A 20,770-nucleotide genomic window follows, 5' to 3' on the forward strand; every position below is an offset into this window, starting at 1 on the left:
TTTAAACTTTCCATCCTTAAGGAACTATTCTTTTAGAGAGTAAAACCATTTTTAGCAACATCTGTTGATTTTCTATATTAAATTAATGTCCAGATGTAGTGCAGAATCGCTACATTTAACAACGAGCAGAATTGCTTATTAACAAAACCAAGATTTTACCAATGAGTAAGGAATTTGGATACATTGAGCACGACAAGCACTTACGACCATATGCTGAAATCATTGAGAAAAGGTTTTCAAAAGCTATTTGTAAGGAAATCAACTTAACAGGAGGCAAAAGCACCCTCTCTGAGTTTGCCAATGGTTACATCTACTTTGGGCTGCACAAGATAGCCGACGGATGGGTATTTCGGGAATGGGCTCCGAACGCAAAACGAATTTACCTAGTTGGCGATTTTAACCAATGGCAGGAGCGGGAGTCGTATCGCCTATTTCATATTGAAAATGGAATATGGGAAATATGGCTAAATCCAAATCAGCTAAAACATGGACAACACTACAAGCTGATCATTCACGGAGATAGCGGTAAATTTGAAAGAATACCCGCTTGGGCTAAAAGAGTTGTACAAAACGAGTATACTAAAATTTTTTCGGCACAAGTTTGGAACCCAGTTGTAGAGTATAAGTTTAAGCATGACTACTTTAGACCAAACACATCACCCCTTGTAATATACGAATGCCATGTTGGGATGGCCTCTGAAGAGGAAAAAGTAGCTACCTACAACGAATTCAGGGAGAATATACTCCCCAAAGTTGCTGATCTTGGTTATAACGCCATTCAGGTGATGGCAATACAAGAACACCCCTACTACGGATCGTTTGGCTACCACGTATCCAGTTTTTTTGCACCATCATCGCGATTTGGAACTCCAGAGGAGTTAAAACAGCTAGTTGATGCCGCTCACGATCTAGGAATTGCGGTTATTATGGACATTGTACACTCGCATGCAGTAAAAAACGAGATTGAAGGATTAGGAAAGTTTGATGGAACAGAGACTCAATACTTTCATGGAGGAGCGAGAAGAGAGCATCCAGCATGGGACTCTCTTTGCTTCGATTATGGGAAAAACGAAGTCATTCATTTTTTGTTATCTAACTGCAAATACTGGTTAGACGAATTTAAATTTGACGGCTTTCGGTTTGATGGAGTAACATCCATGCTTTACTATACGCATGGACTGAACGAGGAATTTACCGGCTATAACGACTACTACAACGGGCAGCAGGACGAAGATGCCATTGTTTACCTCATGCTAGCGAACAAGCTCATCCACCAAGTCAATCCTTACGCTATTACCATTGCGGAAGAGATGAGTGGAATGCCTGGATTAGCAACCAAGCTAGAAAATGGAGGATTCGGTTTTGATTTTAGAATGGCAATGGGCATTCCAGACTACTGGATAAGACTTATTAAAAATTACGAAGACGAAAAATGGAACCCTGGAGATATATACTGGGAGCTAACAAACCGTAGAAAGGAAGAAAAAACGATCAGCTACGCTGAAAGTCACGACCAAGCGCTTGTTGGTGATAAGACTATCATCTTTAGGCTTGTTGATGAAAAAATGTACACCCACATGATGAGGTCGTCAGCATCTTTAGCGGTTGACAGGGGCATTGCACTACACAAAATGATACGCTTAATCACGTGCGCTACCATAAACGGAGGTTACCTTAACTTCATGGGAAATGAATTTGGCCATCCTGATTGGATTGATTTTCCGAGAGAAGGCAACGGATGGTCGTATAAGTATGCACGAAGACAGTGGAGTTTGAGCACAAACAATGATCTTAAATACACCTACCTTTACGCTTTCGATAAAGCAATGATCCAACTCATAAAAAAAGAGAGAAATTTTCAGACACAATCGTTGCATAAGCTATGGGATAATGAGCACGATCAAGTGTTTGCGTTCAGCCGCAACCATCTTGTATTTGTATTTAACTTCCATCCAACAAATTCTTTCACCAACTACGGAATTCTAGCCAAAGAAGGGAAGTACCAGCTGCTGTTAAGCACCGATTTTATAGAATTTGGAGGTTTTGGATTAGTTGACCAAAACGTTGAATACTTCACGCAGCCCGACTCCCAACACAGGGAAGAGAGGAAGGGATGGTTAAAACTATACATTCCGACTCGAACAGCAATTGTACTCCAAAAAGTAGACTAAAAAATAAGCAATAGCAGCGCTCCCAAATCACAATTTGGGATTAACGGAAGCGTTGCTATCTCATAAATAAATACCCACCAACATAAATAACGCTAATTGTTTTTAGCGGAATTACAGCAATATGGGGCTGTATTGCGCAGTATTGCCACATATATTTCCTTAATTTTCAGCAATATTTTTAATTTTGGGCGAAAGTTACTATATTTGCGCCGTAAAGGAGAAGATCCAATACCGCGGGGGACACGTTTGTCCCCCCTTTTGTTATCAAAAAAGTATGGTAGATCAATCGTTTGTACAAAAAATAGTTGATGATAAGCTGGTGGAACTAGGCCTATTTTTAGTGGATCTAAAAATAGATACCGCCAACAGAATTGACATTGCCATTGATGGAGACAACGGCGTTGGGATAGACCAATGCATCGCAGTAAGTCGTGCCGTAGAAGGTTCGTTAGACCGAGAAAAGGAGGATTTTGAGTTAACAGTAGCCTCTCCTGGAGTTGGACAACCATTTAAGGTGCATCGTCAATACCTAAAATCCGTAGGACGCAAGGTAGAGGTCGTTTTAAACGATGGAACAAAAATTGCAGGCACGCTAAGCGATGTTGGCACAGAATATTTCGAGGTTACCTACAGCGAAAAGCAGCTGATAGAGGGAACTAAGAAAAAGCAAGCCGTAGAGGTAAAGAAGCAGTTCGCTTTTACCGAGGTAAAAACAACAAAAGAAGTAGTATCATTCAAGTAGATAAGTTCGTTGCAGATGGAAAATCTAAACCTTACAGAAACGTTCGCGGAGTTTAAGCAGCTCAAGAACATCGACCGCCCTACCATGATGAGCGTACTCGAAGACGTATTTCGAGGCCTGCTTATCAAACTTTACGGGAGCGACGAGAACTTCGATATCATTGTCAACATAGACAAGGGTAATCTGGAGATTTACCACAACCGTATTGTAGTAGCCGACGGCGAACTAGAGGATCCAACCAAGGAAATTCCACTTAGCGAAGCAAAAAAAATCGATGAAGAATACGAGGTAGGAGAAGAAGTATCGGAAGAAGTTCGATTTGAAAAATTTGGACGTCGCGCCATACTTGCACTACGCCAAAACCTAGCTGGCCGCATTCTTGACTTAGAAAAGGCAAGCATCTTTGACAAGTACAAAGATCGCATTGGGCAGGTAATAAATGGCGAGGTTTACCAAGTATGGAAGAAGGAGATTTTGGTGCTTGATGAGGAAAATAACGAACTTATCCTCCCACGTACCGAACAAATTCCTGCCGATTTCTACCGAAAAGGAGATACTATAAAGGCAGTAGTTGTACGCGTAGAAATGCGCAACGCAAGTCCGCTAATTATACTTTCTAGAACATCACCTGTATTCTTAGAAAGGCTATTTGAGCAGGAAGTTCCAGAAATTTTTGATGGCTTAATCACCATTAAAAAGATTGTTCGCGTACCTGGCGAGCGTGCAAAAGTTGCCGTAGAAAGTTACGATGAACGCATTGATCCAGTAGGAGCTTGCGTTGGAATGAAGGGCTCCCGCATCCACGGAATAGTACGTGAGTTACGCAACGAAAATATTGACGTAATCAACTTTACGAATAATACCCAACTTTTTATTTCGCGCGCGCTTAGCCCTGCTAAGATCAGCACAATTAAGCTGGATGAAGAAAACAAAAAGGCTGATGTTTACCTAAAACCAAACGAGGTTTCGTTGGCTATTGGTAAGGGTGGCCTAAACATTAAGTTGGCCGGACAGCTGACTGGATACGACATCGATGTATACCGCGAAAGCGTTGAGGATGAAGAAGACGTATCGCTAGATGAATTCAGCGACGAAATTGAAGGATGGATCATCCAGCAGCTCAAGAATATTGGCTGCGATACGGCAAAGAGCATCTTGGAGATATCTGTCGCCGAGCTGGTTCGCCGCACAGACCTTGAAGAGGAAACCGTTCTCGAGGTTGTAAACATACTACGCTCAGAATTTGAGGAGTAGTAATATGTAAAGAATAGTTTTTAACTTTAGCCTTCATAAAAATCGATAGGATAAGTATGACGCAGGACAAATCAACCAGACTCTTTAAAGCAGCGAAAGAGTTTAATGTAGGGGTACAAACTATTGTAGATTTCCTTCATAAAAAAGGAGTTCAGGTAGAAGCGAACCCCAACGCCAAAATAAATACCGATGCATACCTATTGCTCGAGAAAGAATTTGGTAAGGAATTTAAGCTTAAAGAAGAAGCCAGCCGGGTGGATTTAAAAAGCATGCGCGAGAAGAAAGCTCCCGTGTCTATAGACGATGTGAGCAAGAATCGCGACCTTACCGATGACGATGAAGAAGAGGGCGATGATGACGATTCTGCAAAGAAAATCATCGTTAAAGATACAACGAGCACGGAACGCCGTAAGCCTGCCGAACCGGAAGTTGAGAAGGTTGAAGTGCCCCAAATAAAGGGTCCAAGCATAGTTGGCAAAATTAACCTTGAGGATATGCGCTCTAAACGTCCTGCTGCTGAGGAAGAGCCTGCACAACCAGAGGTTAAGGAACAAGTTATGGCAAAGGAGGAACCGGTTAAGATTGCGGAGGTTGAAAAACCTCTAGTAGAATTAAAATCGGAAGAACCCACCAAAGTTGCAGAGCCTGTAGTAGCCAAAGTTGAACCTGCACAACCTGCTGCTGCCACGGTTACCCTTATCGAAACAAAAGAAAATGCAGCGCCAGCTGAAGAGGCTAAACCTGCTAAGAAAACCGAAACAAGCGAAGGCAAACATAATAATCGCCCAGAGCCAACTCCAACGTCGAAACCTGAGGTGGCAAAACCTGTAGAGGGCAAGGTGGGCGTTGAAGAAACGAAAACAGAATTAGTGAAAGAAGTTGAAAACGAGATGGTGGCTGAAGCAGCCTCCGAAAACGGCGAAGAGCTGTACAGAGCCGAAGTTGAGAAGCTTTCGGGCCCTACAGTAGTAGGAAAAATAGATCTATCAGCATTCGCGCCAAAGAAAAAACCTGTTGCAACATCGGCTGCAAACGCAGCAGCAGCGGCAGATAAGAATAAAAAGAAGCGTAAGCGTATAAAGCCGGACCAAAAGGTTAACGTAGAGAACGCTGCTAAGCCACAGGAACAACGCCCTCAATTCCCTCCAAGAGACAAGCCGCTTCAAAAGGGGCCTAAGCAAACTGACGCAAACCGTCAGCAAGGAGGTGGAAATAGACCTAACCAACCTGGAAATGCACAACAAGGACAGGGAGGTAACCGTCCTAGTTTACCAAATCGCAATGCAGGAGGAAACAATGCAAACCGTCCGAAGATTACGGCCAAGCGCCCAGTACATAAGGAGGTTAGCGATGAGGATGTACAAAAACAAATTAAGGATACACTTGCCCGTTTGACCTCTAAGGGAGCCAAAACGAAGAGCTCAAAATATCGTAGAGATAAGAGAGACGATGTTCGCCAGCGTATGATGGAAGAACAGGAGATGGCCGACGCAGAACGTAACATCATTAAGGTTACCGAGTTTGTTACCGTAAACGAACTTGCAAACATGATGGACGCACCTGTAACGGATGTAATCGGAGCCTGTATGAACCTCGGGTTGATGGTATCTATCAACCAACGTTTGGATGCGGAAGCACTTGTACTAGTAGCTGAAGAGTTTGGCTACAAGGTAGAGTTCGTTGCTGCGGATATTCAGGAGGCAATTCAAGAGGTAGAAGACTCTCCAGAAGATTTACTACCACGTTCTCCAGTTGTAGCGGTGATGGGACACGTTGACCACGGTAAAACCTCGCTTCTCGACTACATTCGTAAAGCAAACGTTATTGCAGGCGAAGCTGGTGGTATTACACAGCACATTGGAGCTTACTCTGTAAAGATTGACGATAATAGAAGAATTACCTTCCTTGATACACCAGGACACGAAGCGTTTACAGCGATGCGTGCCCGTGGAGCGAAAGCTACCGACGTTGCAATCATTATTATTGCGGCAGACGACAGCGTGATGCCTCAAACCAAGGAAGCAATTAACCACGCAGTGGCTGCAGGCGTGCCAATGGTATTTGCCATTAATAAGGTAGATAAGCCTGGAGCGAATGCTGATAGGATTCGTGAGCAGCTGGCTGCCATGAACTACTTGGTAGAAGACTGGGGTGGAAAGTACCAAGTACAAGAAATTTCGGCAAAGCAAGGACTAGGAATAGAGGAGCTACTTGAGAAAGTGCTACTTGAATCGGAACTTTTAGAGTTGAAAGCTAATCCAAATAAGAATGCAGTAGGTACTGTAATTGAGTCGACCCTTGATAAGGGACGTGGATACGTAACTACGATGCTGGTACATGCTGGAACGCTTAATATCGGTGATGTTGTTCTATCTGGACAATACTACGGTCGCGTGAAGGCAATGTTTAACGAACGCGGAAAGAAGATTACCAAAGCGGGCCCATCGACACCAGTACTAATGCTGGGATTGAACGGAGCACCTACTGCGGGAGAAACCTTTAACGTGCTAGACGAACGTGAGGCAAAGGATATTGCCAACAAGCGCGAGCAGCTACAACGTATGCAAGGGCTACGTGCCACCAAGCACATTACGCTCGACGAAATTGGTCGTCGTATTGCAATTGGAAACTTCAAGGAACTTAACGTTATTGTTAAGGGTGACGTAGACGGATCGATTGAAGCGCTTACAGACTCGTTGATTAAGCTTTCGAATGAGGAGGTACAGGTTAACGTGATTCACAAAGCGGTTGGACAGATTTCTGAGTCGGACGTACTGCTTGCAGCAGCATCGAACGCGGTGATTGTAGGTTTCCAAGTTCGCCCATCGACTAACGCACGCCGTTTGGCCGAGAAGGAAGGAATTGAAATTCGCCACTACTCGATTATTTACGACGCCATTAACGAGGTGAAGGATGCAATTGAAGGTATGCTATCGCCAGAGCTTAAGGAGGAAACTACCTGCTCGGTTGAAGTAATGAACGTATTCAAAATCACCAAGGTGGGTACGGTTGCAGGATGTATCGTAAGAGAAGGAACTGTAACGCGTAATACCAAGATTCGCATCATCCGCGACGGTATTGTAATCTACACCGGAGATTTGGGCTCGTTGAAACGCTTTAAGGATGACGTTAAAGAGGTGAAGACAGGCTTTGAATGCGGTTTGAACATCAAGAACTACAACGACCTGAAGGAGGGAGACTTCATTGAAGGATTTGAAGTGGTTGAGATTAAGAAAACGCTTGACTAATAGAGCAAATTTAGCATATACCAAAAGGGCATCGAACTTGATGCCCTTTTTTGCGTTACCCAGCACCATGCAGGGAGTGCCCTGCCCTATCTCGGAGAATTAACGGTATGAAAAAGGTATTGACCCTCGTATTTACGCTTGTTACGCTTATCTCTACTTGTCTTGCCGGTCCTGCTAAGAGCATTGCCCCCAAGCGGGAGATGCGGGCGGCCTGGATTGCCTCGGTTGAAAACATAGATTGGCCATCGAAAGCTGGGCTATCGGCTGAGGAGCAAAAGAAGGAGCTAACCGCCTTAGTTGAAAAACTAAATGAGGTAGGAATCAACACTATCGTACTACAAATTAGGCCCTACGGCGATGCGCTTTACGAGTCGAAAATAGAGCCTTGGTCGAAATACCTAACAGGGAAGCAAGGTGTAGCACCGCAATCGGGGTTTGATCCGCTGTCGTTTATGATTGAGGAGTGCCACAAGCGGTACATGGAACTTCATGCCTGGTTTAACCCTTACAGGGTAGCCAAGACAGACGATGCAGAGGTGAATGCGCAGCATGTAAGCCGTAAGCATCCGGAGTGGCTCGTTACGTATGGCAAGCTAAAGGTTTTAGACCCAGGGTTACCGCAAACGCGCGAATACGTAACGCAGGTAATTATGGATGTTGTACGTCGGTACGACGTGGATGGCATTCACTTAGATGACTACTTCTACCCCTACAAAATAAAAGGCGTTGAATTTAACGATAAGAGCTCTTTTGCAGCGCATTCGCGAGGTTTTAAGCCATCGCAAAAGAATGACTGGCGAAGGGACAACGTTAACCTTATCATTAAAATGCTTGCCGACAGCATACACGCCGCTAAACCATACGTAAAGTTTGGAGTATCGCCATTCGGAATATGGCGAAATAAGAAATCGGATGCGCGCGGATCGGAAACGAACGGTGGGCAAAATTACGACGATTTGTATGCCGATATTTTGCTATGGCTACAAAACCGTTGGGTAGATTACATTGTGCCGCAGCTGTACTGGCATATCGGAATGAAATCGGCCAACTACGAAACGCTGGCCAAATGGTGGGCAGCCAACTGCCACGGGGTACCACTCTATATTGGACAGGGTGTTTACAAGATAGATGCCCAATCAAAAGATAAGGCATGGGCAGATGGAAAGGAGATAGCACGACAAATAACCCTGAACCGAAGCATACCACAGATACAGGGAAGCTTTTTCTATAGCGCCAAGTCGTTTATGCAAAATCCGATGGGCTTAAACAGCAAGCTAAAAAAAGAATTTTACCGCTACCCTGCGCTTATTCCGACCACACCACGGTTAGATAGCATTGCCCCCGCCAAACCCACCAACCTTGTGGCTAAAAAAGGAGCTTCGATCATAAAGCTGAGCTGGGCTGCAGGAGATAGCACTGCTACCGATGGGGAAAAAAGTCGCTACTACGTGGTTTACCGGTTTGATGATGATGATGACCTAAATAACCCAGCCAACATATATACCATTACAAGAGATACAAGTATCACCCTAAAAAGAAGGCAAGCGCTTGAGCGGGGAAAGGTACGCTTCTGCGTAACAGCACTTGACAGGCTAAGCAACGAGAGTGAGCCTACCGAGAAAGTAACGGTGAGAATGTAGCAGGGGAAAGCAATGAGATTATAAAATAGTCGTGGAGAAGGGAAACGTAATATATTTAATGTAAAAAGGATTACAGTCCCCTACCCCTGCCGAAGACTCCCGCTACCCACTAAGCGCTATACAAAATAGCGTACACAAAAAGAAAATGCTATAACAGCAAACAGGTAATGGCCTATAAATAGAAAATACGACTGCGAGTAATCTAGCTAACCTAGTAAATATTGATCGGAAGCAAATACGTTTTCGATCTCTTTTTTTTACATCCTGCAGAAAACAAATGCATAAAAAGCTATGCAAATTGACAGCCTCCGATACCCATCATGTGAGCATGTTTGCTACAAATAAATAACCTGTAACCCGTTTGACATAGCCATTTTAAACGATTACCAGCCATTTTAAAGCGATTAACATGCCATTTTACCATCTTACAATCCCGTTTTTACCATTTACACAGATGTTTTTACGGTTTACATGCCCGTTTTTTAGCTTTACATACGCTGTAATACATCTTACAACCTTGCATTTATATTTTACAGCATCTGCATAACGATTGACATACCTGTTTTTTGTACTAACAGAGGTGAAGCATTACTAACATAAAGGAAATGACATGTACTAAAAGCAAGCACCTGCTCACATATACACCTATAACACACCAAATAAATCTTCTACTAAATACGAGCAACAATAACCTCCTAGGAAAGAAAGTAGACCATTAACCTCCATTAAAAGCGTTAGCCCTACCATAAAAAACAAAAGAGTAGCCATCATCTAAATAAAATTAGGAAGAATAGCATAAAACATCCCTCGATAAAAGAAACAGTGTGCAAAAAATAGGCATTTTTAAGGCTATAACGAGCAATCTAACCACATAAATACATATAAATCAAACTAACAAACATTTACACATAAATACAATCATATCAATCCGCTTTAAAAAGCCTGTATTGCAATAATTACACTTAAACTGAAATTCAAAAACAACAACCCACAAGCTAACGTTTATTATTTCATGTAAAAATTCTTATATTAAACATAAAGCTATTTGATGAATGTTTTGTAAATTGAACATGTCTAACTCAATATTCGAACATATGAACAACAGGCAAGAATCAAAAGCTGCGATGTACTATGTTTCTCGAGATTTTCTTATTCTCAATGAACCAATCGTAAATAGCCTTCCTAAAGGTTCAATGCTGCTTAACAGCTTAAAAGTATCTCTTAACAGCTTAACAACAGCAAAAAATCAGCAAGCAGTAAATAATACAGGTATTGTAATAGACAAAAACAGCCAGAAAAGACTGATTGTCGAATTAAGTACCGAGATAAAGGATAAAATACTTGCTTATGCTGGATTAGAAGAAGTTAAAGGGATATCGCAAAAGATAAACTTCAGCAAATCTAATCTAATGCGCTCTTCGGATAGTACGCTAATTGAACGATGCTTCATTATAGAGACTACTGGAAGAGAGCATGTAGCCAAGATGGAAGAGTACCATCTTACAATAGAAGAGCTAGACGCGTTAAATGCAATGGTTAAGGATTTTGAAAAAAACATCACAACTCCCCGAATAACGGTAACCGAAAAGTCGGTTGCAACCAAACGAATAGAAGAGCTGATTACGGAAATAGATGCCATCCTATCAAAAGTAGACCTTATAGTAAATACCCAAAAAAAGATTCACCCCATTTTTTACAACCACTATCAAAAGGTACGTAAAGTAGTAATGCTACAAGGCAGCTCGCTTAAAGTGAAAGCCCATGCATTTGACCATGCAAGCAATGAGGGGATAAAGGGTGTGCTATTTGAGTTCGTTCCAGAACAGAATCATCAGCAGCCAAATGCAACACACGGAAGGACACGTCCAATACTAATAAAGAAGACGGCAAACAAAGGATCGTTTCATGTAAAATCGATACCCGCAGGAAACTACACCGTTACCATATCGAAACCAGGATACGAAACCCAGGTAATAACCGTATACGTTGCAGATAACGAACTCACCATTATAGAAGTTTTCTTAGTACGAAATACCTAAAAGATTAGGCTTAGCAATAAAGGCTTAATCCATCAGAATATACCTCTTAGCCAACAAATATTTGGCATAGAGGATTAAAATCTACCTGCCGACAGGATGATACGTTGTTAGAATATGGTTATTCACATTTGATTGTTTAGTAGAATTTTGTTACAGACTAAAAGGGTACTAGCCATACTACCCTATTGTACTACAAGCCACGCAACATGCAGAAACTTGTAGAAGAAGTTAACGCTCCTCTTGCGATAAGATGAGCGTTACTTTTTTAAAGCTACCAGTCCAAGATATCCATACACAACTTCCAATAGCCGCTGCATGCAAAAGAAAAAGCATCAAAAATAAAATGAAAGCCGCCTAAATAAAAAAACTATACCTTCAACGACTACTGACATACAGCTGTCACCAGCCCATGCTACTTTTACATTATAAACTATAAATGATACGATTATGGAAGTAAAAGAAGTTGGTTCAATGCTTGTGTGCGGAATAAAAGTACGTACATCGATGAGCAAAATTACGGAACACGTAGGAGTAAAACCCGAAGCACTAATGAAGGAGCTCGCTGCACAAGAGATTGCCCCTGTTGGACCTCAGGTTTGGTGCTACACGGGCTGCGACGGAACATCGGCAGAGGCAGAATTTGATTTGCTTATAGCTATACCCGTATCTAAAGAGGGAAAAGAGCAAAATGGCTTTGTATTTGAAACCCTGCCAAGCTATCGCCACGTATCGGTAATACATAAAGGCCCCTGGAGCGAGCTTGCTGCTGCCTACGAGCAGCTGGTATCGAATATCGCCAATGCTGGCTTGACCCTTGTAGGTACATCTCGAGAGATTTACCTAAATTGCGATTTTGAAAATCAGCAAAACTGCGTAACAGAAATACAGATGGAGGTAGCGTAGCACGCTAATCCCCCTTTAACTATACTACCATGGAAAATAAACCAAAGATAACGGCAGATACGGCTTTGATTGCATACTGCGGTCTTTATTGTGGAGCATGCAGAAGGTATACCAGCGGTAAATGCCCGGGTTGCCATGATAATGTAAAAGCAACATGGTGCAAGGTTAGATCTTGCTGCATGGAGAATAATATTGCCAGCTGCGCCGATTGCAAAACGGTTGGCCATGCGCAATGTGCGTATTTCAACAATTTTATGGGCAAGCTATTTGGCGTACTCTTTAACTCGGACAGAGGAAAGTGTATTGAGCGCATAAAAGAGGTGGGATACCTGGCCTACTCGGTTGAGATGGCGGAAAAAGGGGCTCAAACAATAAAAAGAAGGTAGGCTCAAAAAAATTAAGACATTACCTGTTGAAGCAAAAAGTAAGCGACCGTTTTTCTGTTGCTTACTTTTGCATTTTGTAGTACGTTCGAAAACAATATCCTCTTTTGCCCCATGAATAGAATAGATCGCCTACAAGCCATACTGATTCATCTACAAAGTAAGAAGGTGGTAACCGCGGCAGAGCTGGCCGAGCGGTTTAACCTGAGTGTACGCACCGTTTACCGGGATATCAGAGCGTTGGAGGAGGCTGGAGTTCCCATTGGAGCAGAAGCTGGGCTCGGATACTATCTTGACGAGAGCTATCACCTTCCACCAGTTAGCTTTACCAATAGCGAAGCATCAGCCCTACTAATTGGAGGCAAGTTTGTAGAGCAGATGAGCGATTCGCATACTAGGGAAGCCTACCGATCGGCATTATTCAAGATAAAATCGGTACTAAATAGCAAAGAGAAGCATGAGATTGACGTATTACAAGAAAACATTAGAGTGTTTGGACGTCAACAGCCAAACGATTGCAGAGAGAGGGCGCTGCTAGTAGATGTGCAGCAAGCAATAGTAAGCAGAACTGTGCTCGATATAGAATACCACGCCTACTACAACAATAAAACAACGCAACGAAGGATAGAACCCATTGGAATGGTGTACTACAGCAACAGCTGGCACCTTATAGGCTACTGCCTGCTCAGAAATGAGTATAGAGACCTACGCTTAGATCGGATACAGCAGCTACAGCGAACAAAAGAACCTTTTACAAAGGAAAAACACATTTGCCTAGAGGAATACTTTGAACAAATGCAGCAAGACCATCAAGTGCATCGAATTACGCTGCTAGTAAAGGAAGATAGCCTGAGCTACATTCAAGATTCGAAATACTGGTATGGATTTACCTACGACGAACCTGCTACAGAAGGATGGCGTCGGCTATTTTTCAGAAACGGAGATTTAAATGGATTTGCCCGATGGGTACTAATGGCTGCAGGAGAGACAAAAGTGGAAGAGCCAGCAGAATTAAATCAGATGGTGGTTGAGCTAGTTTGCTCGCTCAACAAAATCTATTTGACAAAAAAATAATACTACCTACGTTGTGCTAAGCGACTCGCAGTAATTCTTAAATCGAACTAATATCGAAAGCCAACCATCGCGCTGCATTTCGATAGGATGCGTATTTTCGGTTTCGAAGGTTTCCACAATTTCGGTAGAACCACCTTGCCTCCAGAATAGAATTGACACAGACCTTCCATCGTCGAGCAGAAAAGCAAGCTGCTCTTTAGGAACCACAGCAGTATACTTACCGCTAAAATCGAAACCTATCAAACCACTCTTTGCCTCCATTCGGTAGCAGAAGCGCCCATCGGGACGCAAATTGTTGTCGGCACGAGTAGTATGCCAATCGTCAGAAGCACAATTCCATATTAGGATATCACTAGGAGAAGTCCAGCGGCTCCAGACAACATCGATTGGTGCGTTTACAACAATGCGTAACGTAACTATTTTACTATTTGCATTCATACCTATATATTTAGAAGGATTTTAGCGGTTCTCGCAGTTGAACATCCATTGAACCCCAAATTTATCGGTACAGCTGCCGTAGTAAGCCCCCCAAAACATATCTTGAAGATCCATCGTAACCTTTCCGCCATTTGCCAAAGCGTCGAAAAGCCTTTTAGTCTCCTCGCGAGTATCCGTTTCGAGGTTTATGTGCACGTTGTTACCTGCGTTAACATGAAATCCACAGGATTCGGGAGCGTCTGTTCCCATTAAGATATGACCACCAAGGATTGGAAGTTCGACATGCATTACCAGCATTTTATCCTCTTCGGATAGAGGAGGCATTCCCTCCATAGGAGGCATATCGCCAAATCGGGCTATTCCACCACGAGTAAATTCACCCCCAAAAATAGATTGATAGAACTTAAAAGCCTCTTCGGTATTTCGAGGGAAATTGAGATAGGTACTGACTCTTGCCATCGCGTTTCGTTTACATTTATTAAGTATTTAAACATAAAGAAACTAATTTTGTTTCAGAAAAAGCTAAAATATTGCACATTCTAAAAGAAAAACATCCGTTAATAGAGTCCCTCTCTACTAACGGATGTTTTTATGTGGTAAGCAGTACGCTTTAAAGCAGCAGAACTTGGTTAGGCAATTTCCCAATCAAAGCCATCCTTGCGATCTTTAACGATAACCCCAATTTTATTTAGCTCATCTCTAATTTTATCGGAAGTGGCAAAGTCTTTATTAGCCTTTGCCTGCATGCGAATATTAAGCAACATGTTAATAAGATCAGCGGTAAGGTTACTTTTGGTATCGCCAGCAATGCTATCGTCGCGTAGGCCTAGAATCTCGAATACCGTGGTATTAAAGATGCTTGATAGGCGCTCGAGATCGGCAGCAGAGATCTTTTCTTTACCATCGTAAATTGAATTGATATTACGCACCCAGTCAAAAAGAACAGAGATAGCAATTGGGCTGTTTAAGTCGTCATTTAGCGCATCAAAAACGCCCGTTTCCAACTCGTCGACATTTACGGTAGAGACATCCGAAGCCTTTAGCTTGCTAAGCGTATTGGCTGCGGTAAGAAGTCGTTGTAACCCCTTTTCGGCAGCTTGTAACGCCTCATTAGAGAAGTCGAGCGTGCTACGATAGTGAGCTTGAAGCGTAAAGAAACGAATGGTCATAGGACCATAGGCTTGCTCAAGGAGCTTATGGCTTCCGTTGAACAATTCCTCCAAGGTAATGAAGTTACCTAAGCTTTTTCCCATCTTCTGCCCGTTGATGGTAAGCATATTATTATGCATCCAGTAGTTTACGGAATCGTGCCCAAGAGCAGCGGTGCTCTGAGCGATTTCGCACTCGTGGTGAGGAAACATCAAGTCCATACCACCTCCATGAATGTCAAACTTTTCGCCAAGGTACTTGGTACTCATAGCAGAACATTCGAGGTGCCAACCGGGGAAGCCATCGCTCCAAGGAGAAGGCCAGCGCATTATATGTTCGGGCTGTGCTTTTTTCCAAAGCGCAAAGTCGAACGAGTTGCGCTTTTCGCTTTGCCCATCTAGCTCGCGAGTATTGGCTTGGAGATCGTCCAAAATACGACCAGAAAGTTTTCCATAAGGATACTTGCGGTTGTATGCCTCAACATCAAAGTAAATAGAGCCTTGGCTTTCGTAGGCAAAGCCGGCATCTTGGATTTTCTTAACCAAATCGATCTGCTCGATAATATGGCCCGAAGCATGAGGTTCGATGCTTGGGGGAAGCACATTAAGAAGCTTCATTGCATCATGGTAGCGGTTGGTGTAATACTGCACCACCTCCATGGGCTCCAGCTCCTCTAATCGGGCTTTCTTGCCTATTTTATCGTCTCCGCTATCGGCATCATTCTCAAGGTGGCCAACGTCGGTAATGTTACGCACATAGCGAACCTTGTACCCTCTATTTTTGAGATAACGAAACAGCAAATCGAAGGTGATGGCTGGACGAGCGTGCCCCAAATGCGGATCGCCATAAACCGTAGGACCGCAAACATATAGTCCTACATGTGGAGGGTTGATTGGTATAAAATCTTCCTTTTTTCGCGTAAGCGTATTGTAAATCTGCAATTTGCCTTCCATCACTTAAAAAAAATAGTTCGAAACACAAAGTTAATGATTTATGAGCGAATGACGAGCATCTGAAAAGATAAAATGGAAATATAGCAAAGCCAGCCACCTATGCTACTGGCATAAAACTGCATTTTGCTGAATATCGTAAAGGCATTACCGCAGCTCTATAGCCCTTAAAAAAGGCTAGAAGGCAGTTTATTCGAGAATATGGCAATAAGCTTCTTGGTTTTTTGTACCTTTGTGAATAGTTCATTTCACCCGCCCCCGTTCATTTTTAATAGAATAACTTTATGAAGAAAGTTAAAAGCGACGAAAAATCAAGCAGCAAAAGCATTAAGAAAAAAAGTATCGAAAAGCACATTTTTGAGATTATCTCCACGCATCCCAACAAATCATTTAGCTACAAAGAGATTGCTAAAACTTTGGGATTGAAGGATAACGGACAAAAGCACACCGTGATGGTTTGCCTAACAGAGCTCAAGCGCATGGGCATGGTGAACGAGATTGAGCACGGGGTATTTAAGGTTGTTACCAAGGGGGGATTTGTTGTCGGCAAGGTAGATATGACGCAGAGTGGTTCTGCCTTTATCATATCACCAGATACCGAAGAAGATGTATTCATTTCGCCAAGTAAAATGAACCAAGCGCTACACGGCGATACGGTTCGCGTTTACGTTTATCCCTATAAAGGGAAAAAACGCCCAGAAGGAGAAATCGTAGAGATACTTGAAGCAGGAAAGCGTCAATATGTTGGAACGGTAGAGATGTCGCCCAACTATATATTCGTAGTACCCGATGGCAAGCAAATGCCGTTCGACATATTTGTACCAATGCGCCATGCTGGCGATGCCCAAAATGGCGACAAGGTAATTGTTAAGGTTATCGAGATGCCTAAAACAGGGAAGAATCCAATTGGAGAAATCGTTGAAGTTTTAGGAAAGCCTGGCGACAATGAGGTAGAAATGCACGCAATACTAGCCGATTACGGACTACCATATAAGTTTCCTGAAGAGGTTGAGCGCGCAGCAGATTTCATTAAAGATGACATAATTCCATCAGAAATTGCCAAGCGCCGAGATATGCGCCACATTACCACGTTTACTATAGACCCTGCTGACGCCAAGGACTTTGACGATGCATTATCGTTTAGTAAGCTCCCCAATGGCCATATTGAGGTTGGCGTACACATTGCAGATGTTTCGCACTACCTACAGCCAGGCTCTATTATCGATAAGGAGGCTGTAGAAAGAGCAACATCCGTTTATCTTGTAGATAGAACCGTTCCGATGCTACCAGAGCGGCTATCAAACTTCCTCTGCTCGCTTCGTCCTAACGAGGACAAGCTTACCTACTCGGCTGTATTTGAGTTGGACGAAGATGCCAATGTAATTAACACATGGATAGGCAGAACCGTTACCCACTCGGATCGTAGATTTACCTATGAGGAAGCTCAGGAGGTTATTGAAACAGGGAATGGTGACTACAAAGATGAGATTCTAACCCTACATAAGCTGGCCCAGAAATTACGTGCCGACAGATTCAAGCACGGAGCCATTGCCTTTGATAGAGAAGAGGCCAAATTCGAAATAGATGAGACAGGAAAGCCTCTAAGAGTCTACTTTAAGACACAAAAGGAGAGCAATCAGCTCATAGAAGAGTTTATGCTTTTGGCCAACAAGAAAGTTGCAGAACATATTGGTAAGGTAAAAGGAAGAAGTAAACCAAAAACATTTGTTTACCGTATTCACGACGTGCCTAATCCCGAAAAGTACGACACCTTCCGCCGTTTTGTTGTGAAATTTGGTTACTACCTACAAGCAAGCAACAGCAAAGGCATCTCAAAAGAGCTAAATCAGCTGCTATCTGACGTAAAAGGCAAGACTGAGGAAAACCTGATAGAGACCCTAGCGGTACGCTCGATGGCAAAGGCAAAATACTCGACTGAAAACATAGGCCACTACGGGCTACAGTTCGACTACTATACCCATTTCACCTCACCTATTCGACGCTACCCGGATGTGATGGTGCATCGCTTGCTCGACATGTACGATCATGGTGCCTCTTCTCAGGATCAAGAATCGTACGAAGAGCTATGCCTACAATCCTCCGAAATGGAGATCAAAGCATCCGATGCCGAAAGAGCATCCATCAAGTACAAAATGGTAGAGTTCATGGTGGATAAAGTTGGGATGGAGTTCGATGGTATCGTTTCTGGCGTTACGGATTGGGGCATCTACGTAGAGATCAAGGAAAACAAGGTTGAAGGAATGGTTTCGACCCGCGACCTAACCGACGATAGCTACATCTTTGATGAGGACAGCTACAGCCTAGTTGGCCGCAACACTGGAAGACGCTTTACCCTTGGAGATGAAGTGCGCATACGTGTTCTACGAACCAACCTAGCGCGCAAGCAGCTAGACTACGAGCTAATTGGAGTTGGCGGCCAAGAAGTTTCCTTTGAACCTGCCGTTAACACAGGATTCTCAGGAAAAGGAAGCGCCCGAACCAGCAGAGAACCGCATAAAAGCAGATCGGAAGGACGCAAAACAGAGCGAAAATCGGGAAGCCGAAAAAGCGGTGAAAAGAAAGCAGGAAAAAAATCAAGCAGCAAAAGAAGAAGATAAGAAAAGGCTCCTACGGGAGCCTTTTTAGCAATTGCCAATTGCCAAATAAAACCTACTTTGCATATTCTTTTAAACACAAGCCTAAGCACTATGAGAAAAATTCTAATAGCTTTACTAGGAGTGCTTTCTATTAGCAGCATAGCAAATGCGCAAAAACGCTATGTCCTAACATCTCCCGATAAGCAAATCACTGCAACAATTACGGCAGGCGATACCCTTACCTATAAAGTCGATTACAAAGGAGAGACCGTCCTACAACCATCGAAGCTAACGCTCACCTTTGGCGGACTAAAGACCTTTGGCGTTAAACCCAAGGTTGCAAATGCCAAACAAACCTCTGTTGACGAAATAATTGATGCGGTAGTTGCCCAAAAATCCTCCAAGATTGCCGATAGCTACAACCAGCTAACTATCAAATTTAGGAGAGGATACGCTATAGCTTTCCGCGCATACAACGATGGTGTTGCATACCGCTGGCAAACCACCATCAAAGGAGAGCATATTGTAAAAGATGAGCTGGTTGAATTTGCCTTTCCCGACAAAGCAAAGCTATGGTTTCCGGAAGAGAAAAGCATCTACTCGCATCAGGAGCGTAAATACAGCTACATTAACCTAGCGGAAGTTGGACCAACCCGATTCGGATCAACAGGAATGCTTGTTGACTTAGGGAAAGCTAAGGTTTACCTCTCAGAATCGGATTTGGAAGAGTATCCAGGAATGTTTCTACGAGGTAGTGCATCAAAGCCAAACTCGTTGATCGGAAAATTTGCAGGATATCCGCTTGAGGTAAAATCAAAATCGGATAGAGACGAGGTGGTAACCCAGTATGCCGATTTTTTGGCTAAAACCGCAGGCTCCAGAACATTTCCTTGGCGCCTAATGGTAATTACCGACAACGACATAAAGTTGGCTGAGTCGATGATGGTTTACAAGCTGGCATCCGAAAATAGAATAAAAGATCCATCGTGGATTAAACCTGGGAAAGTTGCCTGGGACTGGTGGAATGATCTAAACATATACAACACAGAGATCAAATCGGGTGTAAATACCGAAACCTACAAGTACTATATCGACTTTGCAAGCAGATATGGCCTTCGCTACATCATCCTTGATGAAGGATGGTACCACCTCGAAGATGTGCTAAAGGTAAAAAAGGAGGTGAATATAGAGGAGCTAATCAGCTACGGCAAATCGAAGAACGTAGATATCATACTTTGGGTTACATGGAAAGCCCTAAACGAAAAGATGGATGAAGCCTTGACCCAATTCGAAAAATGGGGAGTTAAGGGCATTAAGGTTGACTTCATGCAGCGCGACGATCAAAAGATGGTAGAGTTTTACTATACCACAGCGAGCAAAGCGGCCGAACATAAGCTGCTAGTCGACTATCATGGCGCCTACAAGCCAACCGGATTACAGCGAACCTTCCCGAACGTAATAAGCTTCGAGGGTGTTTACGGCCTAGAGCAAAATAAGTGGACAGACGACGAAACCGTAGACCACAACGTAACGCTTCCTTTCATCAGAATGGTTGCAGGGCCAATGGACTTTACGCCTGGAGCAATGCTTAACGCTACCAAAGATGAGTTTAAAGCCAACTGGAGTCGTCCAATGGCTTACGGAACCCGCTGCCATCAGCTGGGAATGTATGTAATTTACGAAAGTCCGCTACAAATGCTTGCCGATAGCCCTTCGAACTACTACCACGAACCAGCTGCTATGGATTTCCTATCAAAAGTTCCTACCGTTTGGGACCAAACCATAGGAATTGATGGAAAGGTAGGAGATTTCATTATCATGGCTCGCCGCAGCGGCAGCCAATGGTACATTGGAGGAATGACCGACTGGACCTCGCGAGATGCAACCATTAAGCTCGATTTTCTGCCAGAAGGGGAGCACACGCTAACGCTTTGGCAGGATGGCCCCAACGCCGATAAGGCAGCGGTAGACTGCATAACCAAAAAGATAACAGTTAGCAAAGGGCAAACAATCACCATCCCAATGGCCAAAGGAGGTGGGTTTGTTGGCATAATAGAATAACAGGAACTCGTAATAACAGCAAAGCCTGCTCTTTTATAGAGCAGGCTTTGCTGTTTGTAACCAAAATAAGATGCAGAGGAAAAAGATAAACTTTGCTTCCATTTTTATATTCTTAAGAAAT

General features: G+C 43.2%; 14 protein-coding genes. 11 read left to right on the forward strand and 3 right to left on the reverse strand.

Annotation, left to right across the window (positions count from 1 at the left end):
• Positions 1-161 precede the first annotated feature (161 nt).
• The 9 genes from L990_RS02120 (at position 162) to L990_RS02160 (ending at position 13,454) form a co-directional block, all read left to right on the forward strand.
• Entirely contained in the window at positions 162-2,171 is a 2,010-nt protein-coding gene (locus tag L990_RS02120; RefSeq protein WP_047444977.1) for an alpha amylase C-terminal domain-containing protein, read from the forward strand.
• A gap of 274 nt (positions 2,172-2,445) precedes the next feature.
• A complete protein-coding gene (gene rimP / locus L990_RS02125; protein WP_047444979.1) occupies positions 2,446-2,913 on the forward strand; it encodes a ribosome assembly cofactor RimP in 468 nt (155 codons plus the stop codon).
• Between the two features lie 15 nt (positions 2,914-2,928).
• Positions 2,929-4,167 carry a transcription termination factor NusA gene (nusA, locus tag L990_RS02130; protein WP_047444981.1) on the forward strand — a complete coding sequence of 413 codons (1,239 nt, stop codon included), beginning with the start codon at positions 2,929-2,931 and terminating at the stop codon, positions 4,165-4,167.
• A gap of 56 nt (positions 4,168-4,223) precedes the next feature.
• A complete protein-coding gene (gene infB, locus L990_RS02135) occupies positions 4,224-7,415 on the forward strand; it encodes a translation initiation factor IF-2 (protein WP_047444983.1) in 3,192 nt (1,063 codons plus the stop codon).
• Between the two features lie 107 nt (positions 7,416-7,522).
• The gene (locus tag L990_RS02140) at positions 7,523-9,055 is read left to right on the forward strand and encodes a glycoside hydrolase family 10 protein (RefSeq protein ID WP_047444984.1); all 1,533 of its coding nucleotides are present in this window, start codon (positions 7,523-7,525) and stop codon (positions 9,053-9,055) included.
• A 1,094-nt stretch (positions 9,056-10,149) separates the two neighbouring features.
• Entirely contained in the window at positions 10,150-11,094 is a 945-nt protein-coding gene (locus L990_RS02145) for a carboxypeptidase-like regulatory domain-containing protein (protein WP_047444986.1), read from the forward strand.
• 447 nt (positions 11,095-11,541) lie between these two features.
• Positions 11,542-11,997: a GyrI-like domain-containing protein gene (locus L990_RS19005; RefSeq protein WP_052180653.1), complete on the forward strand. Its 456-nt coding sequence runs from the start codon at positions 11,542-11,544 to the stop codon at positions 11,995-11,997.
• Between the two features lie 29 nt (positions 11,998-12,026).
• Positions 12,027-12,383, forward strand: coding sequence for a DUF3795 domain-containing protein (locus tag L990_RS02155; protein WP_047444988.1), 357 nt, complete (start codon positions 12,027-12,029; stop codon positions 12,381-12,383).
• A gap of 111 nt (positions 12,384-12,494) precedes the next feature.
• Positions 12,495-13,454: a helix-turn-helix transcriptional regulator gene (locus L990_RS02160; RefSeq protein WP_047444990.1), complete on the forward strand. Its 960-nt coding sequence runs from the start codon at positions 12,495-12,497 to the stop codon at positions 13,452-13,454.
• Between the two features lie 6 nt (positions 13,455-13,460).
• On the opposite strand, the gene L990_RS02165 is transcribed toward L990_RS02160, so the two are convergent.
• From L990_RS02165 to cysS, 3 genes are all read right to left on the reverse strand, one after another.
• The gene (locus L990_RS02165) at positions 13,461-13,892 is read right to left on the reverse strand and encodes an SRPBCC domain-containing protein (RefSeq protein ID WP_047444991.1); all 432 of its coding nucleotides are present in this window, start codon (positions 13,890-13,892) and stop codon (positions 13,461-13,463) included.
• Between the two features lie 21 nt (positions 13,893-13,913).
• Positions 13,914-14,351, reverse strand: coding sequence for a VOC family protein (locus tag L990_RS02170; RefSeq protein ID WP_047444993.1), 438 nt, complete (start codon positions 14,349-14,351; stop codon positions 13,914-13,916).
• 170 nt (positions 14,352-14,521) lie between these two features.
• On the reverse strand, positions 14,522-15,994 hold the full coding sequence (gene cysS / locus L990_RS02175) for a cysteine--tRNA ligase (RefSeq protein ID WP_047444995.1): 1,473 nt from the start codon (positions 15,992-15,994) through the stop codon (positions 14,522-14,524).
• A gap of 281 nt (positions 15,995-16,275) precedes the next feature.
• On the opposite strand from cysS, the gene rnr reads away from it, so the two are divergent.
• Positions 16,276-18,609 (forward strand): ribonuclease R, encoded by a 2,334-nt coding sequence (gene rnr / locus L990_RS02180; RefSeq protein ID WP_081981569.1) that lies wholly within the window; start codon positions 16,276-16,278, stop codon positions 18,607-18,609.
• Positions 18,610-18,699: 90 nt separating this feature from the next.
• Entirely contained in the window at positions 18,700-20,649 is a 1,950-nt protein-coding gene (locus tag L990_RS02185) for a glycoside hydrolase family 97 protein (protein WP_047444997.1), read from the forward strand.
• Positions 20,650-20,770: the final 121 nt, after the last annotated feature.

Origin of the sequence: Alistipes sp. ZOR0009, assembly GCF_000798815.1 — a bacterium.
Lineage (GTDB): Bacteria > Bacteroidota > Bacteroidia > Bacteroidales > ZOR0009 > Acetobacteroides.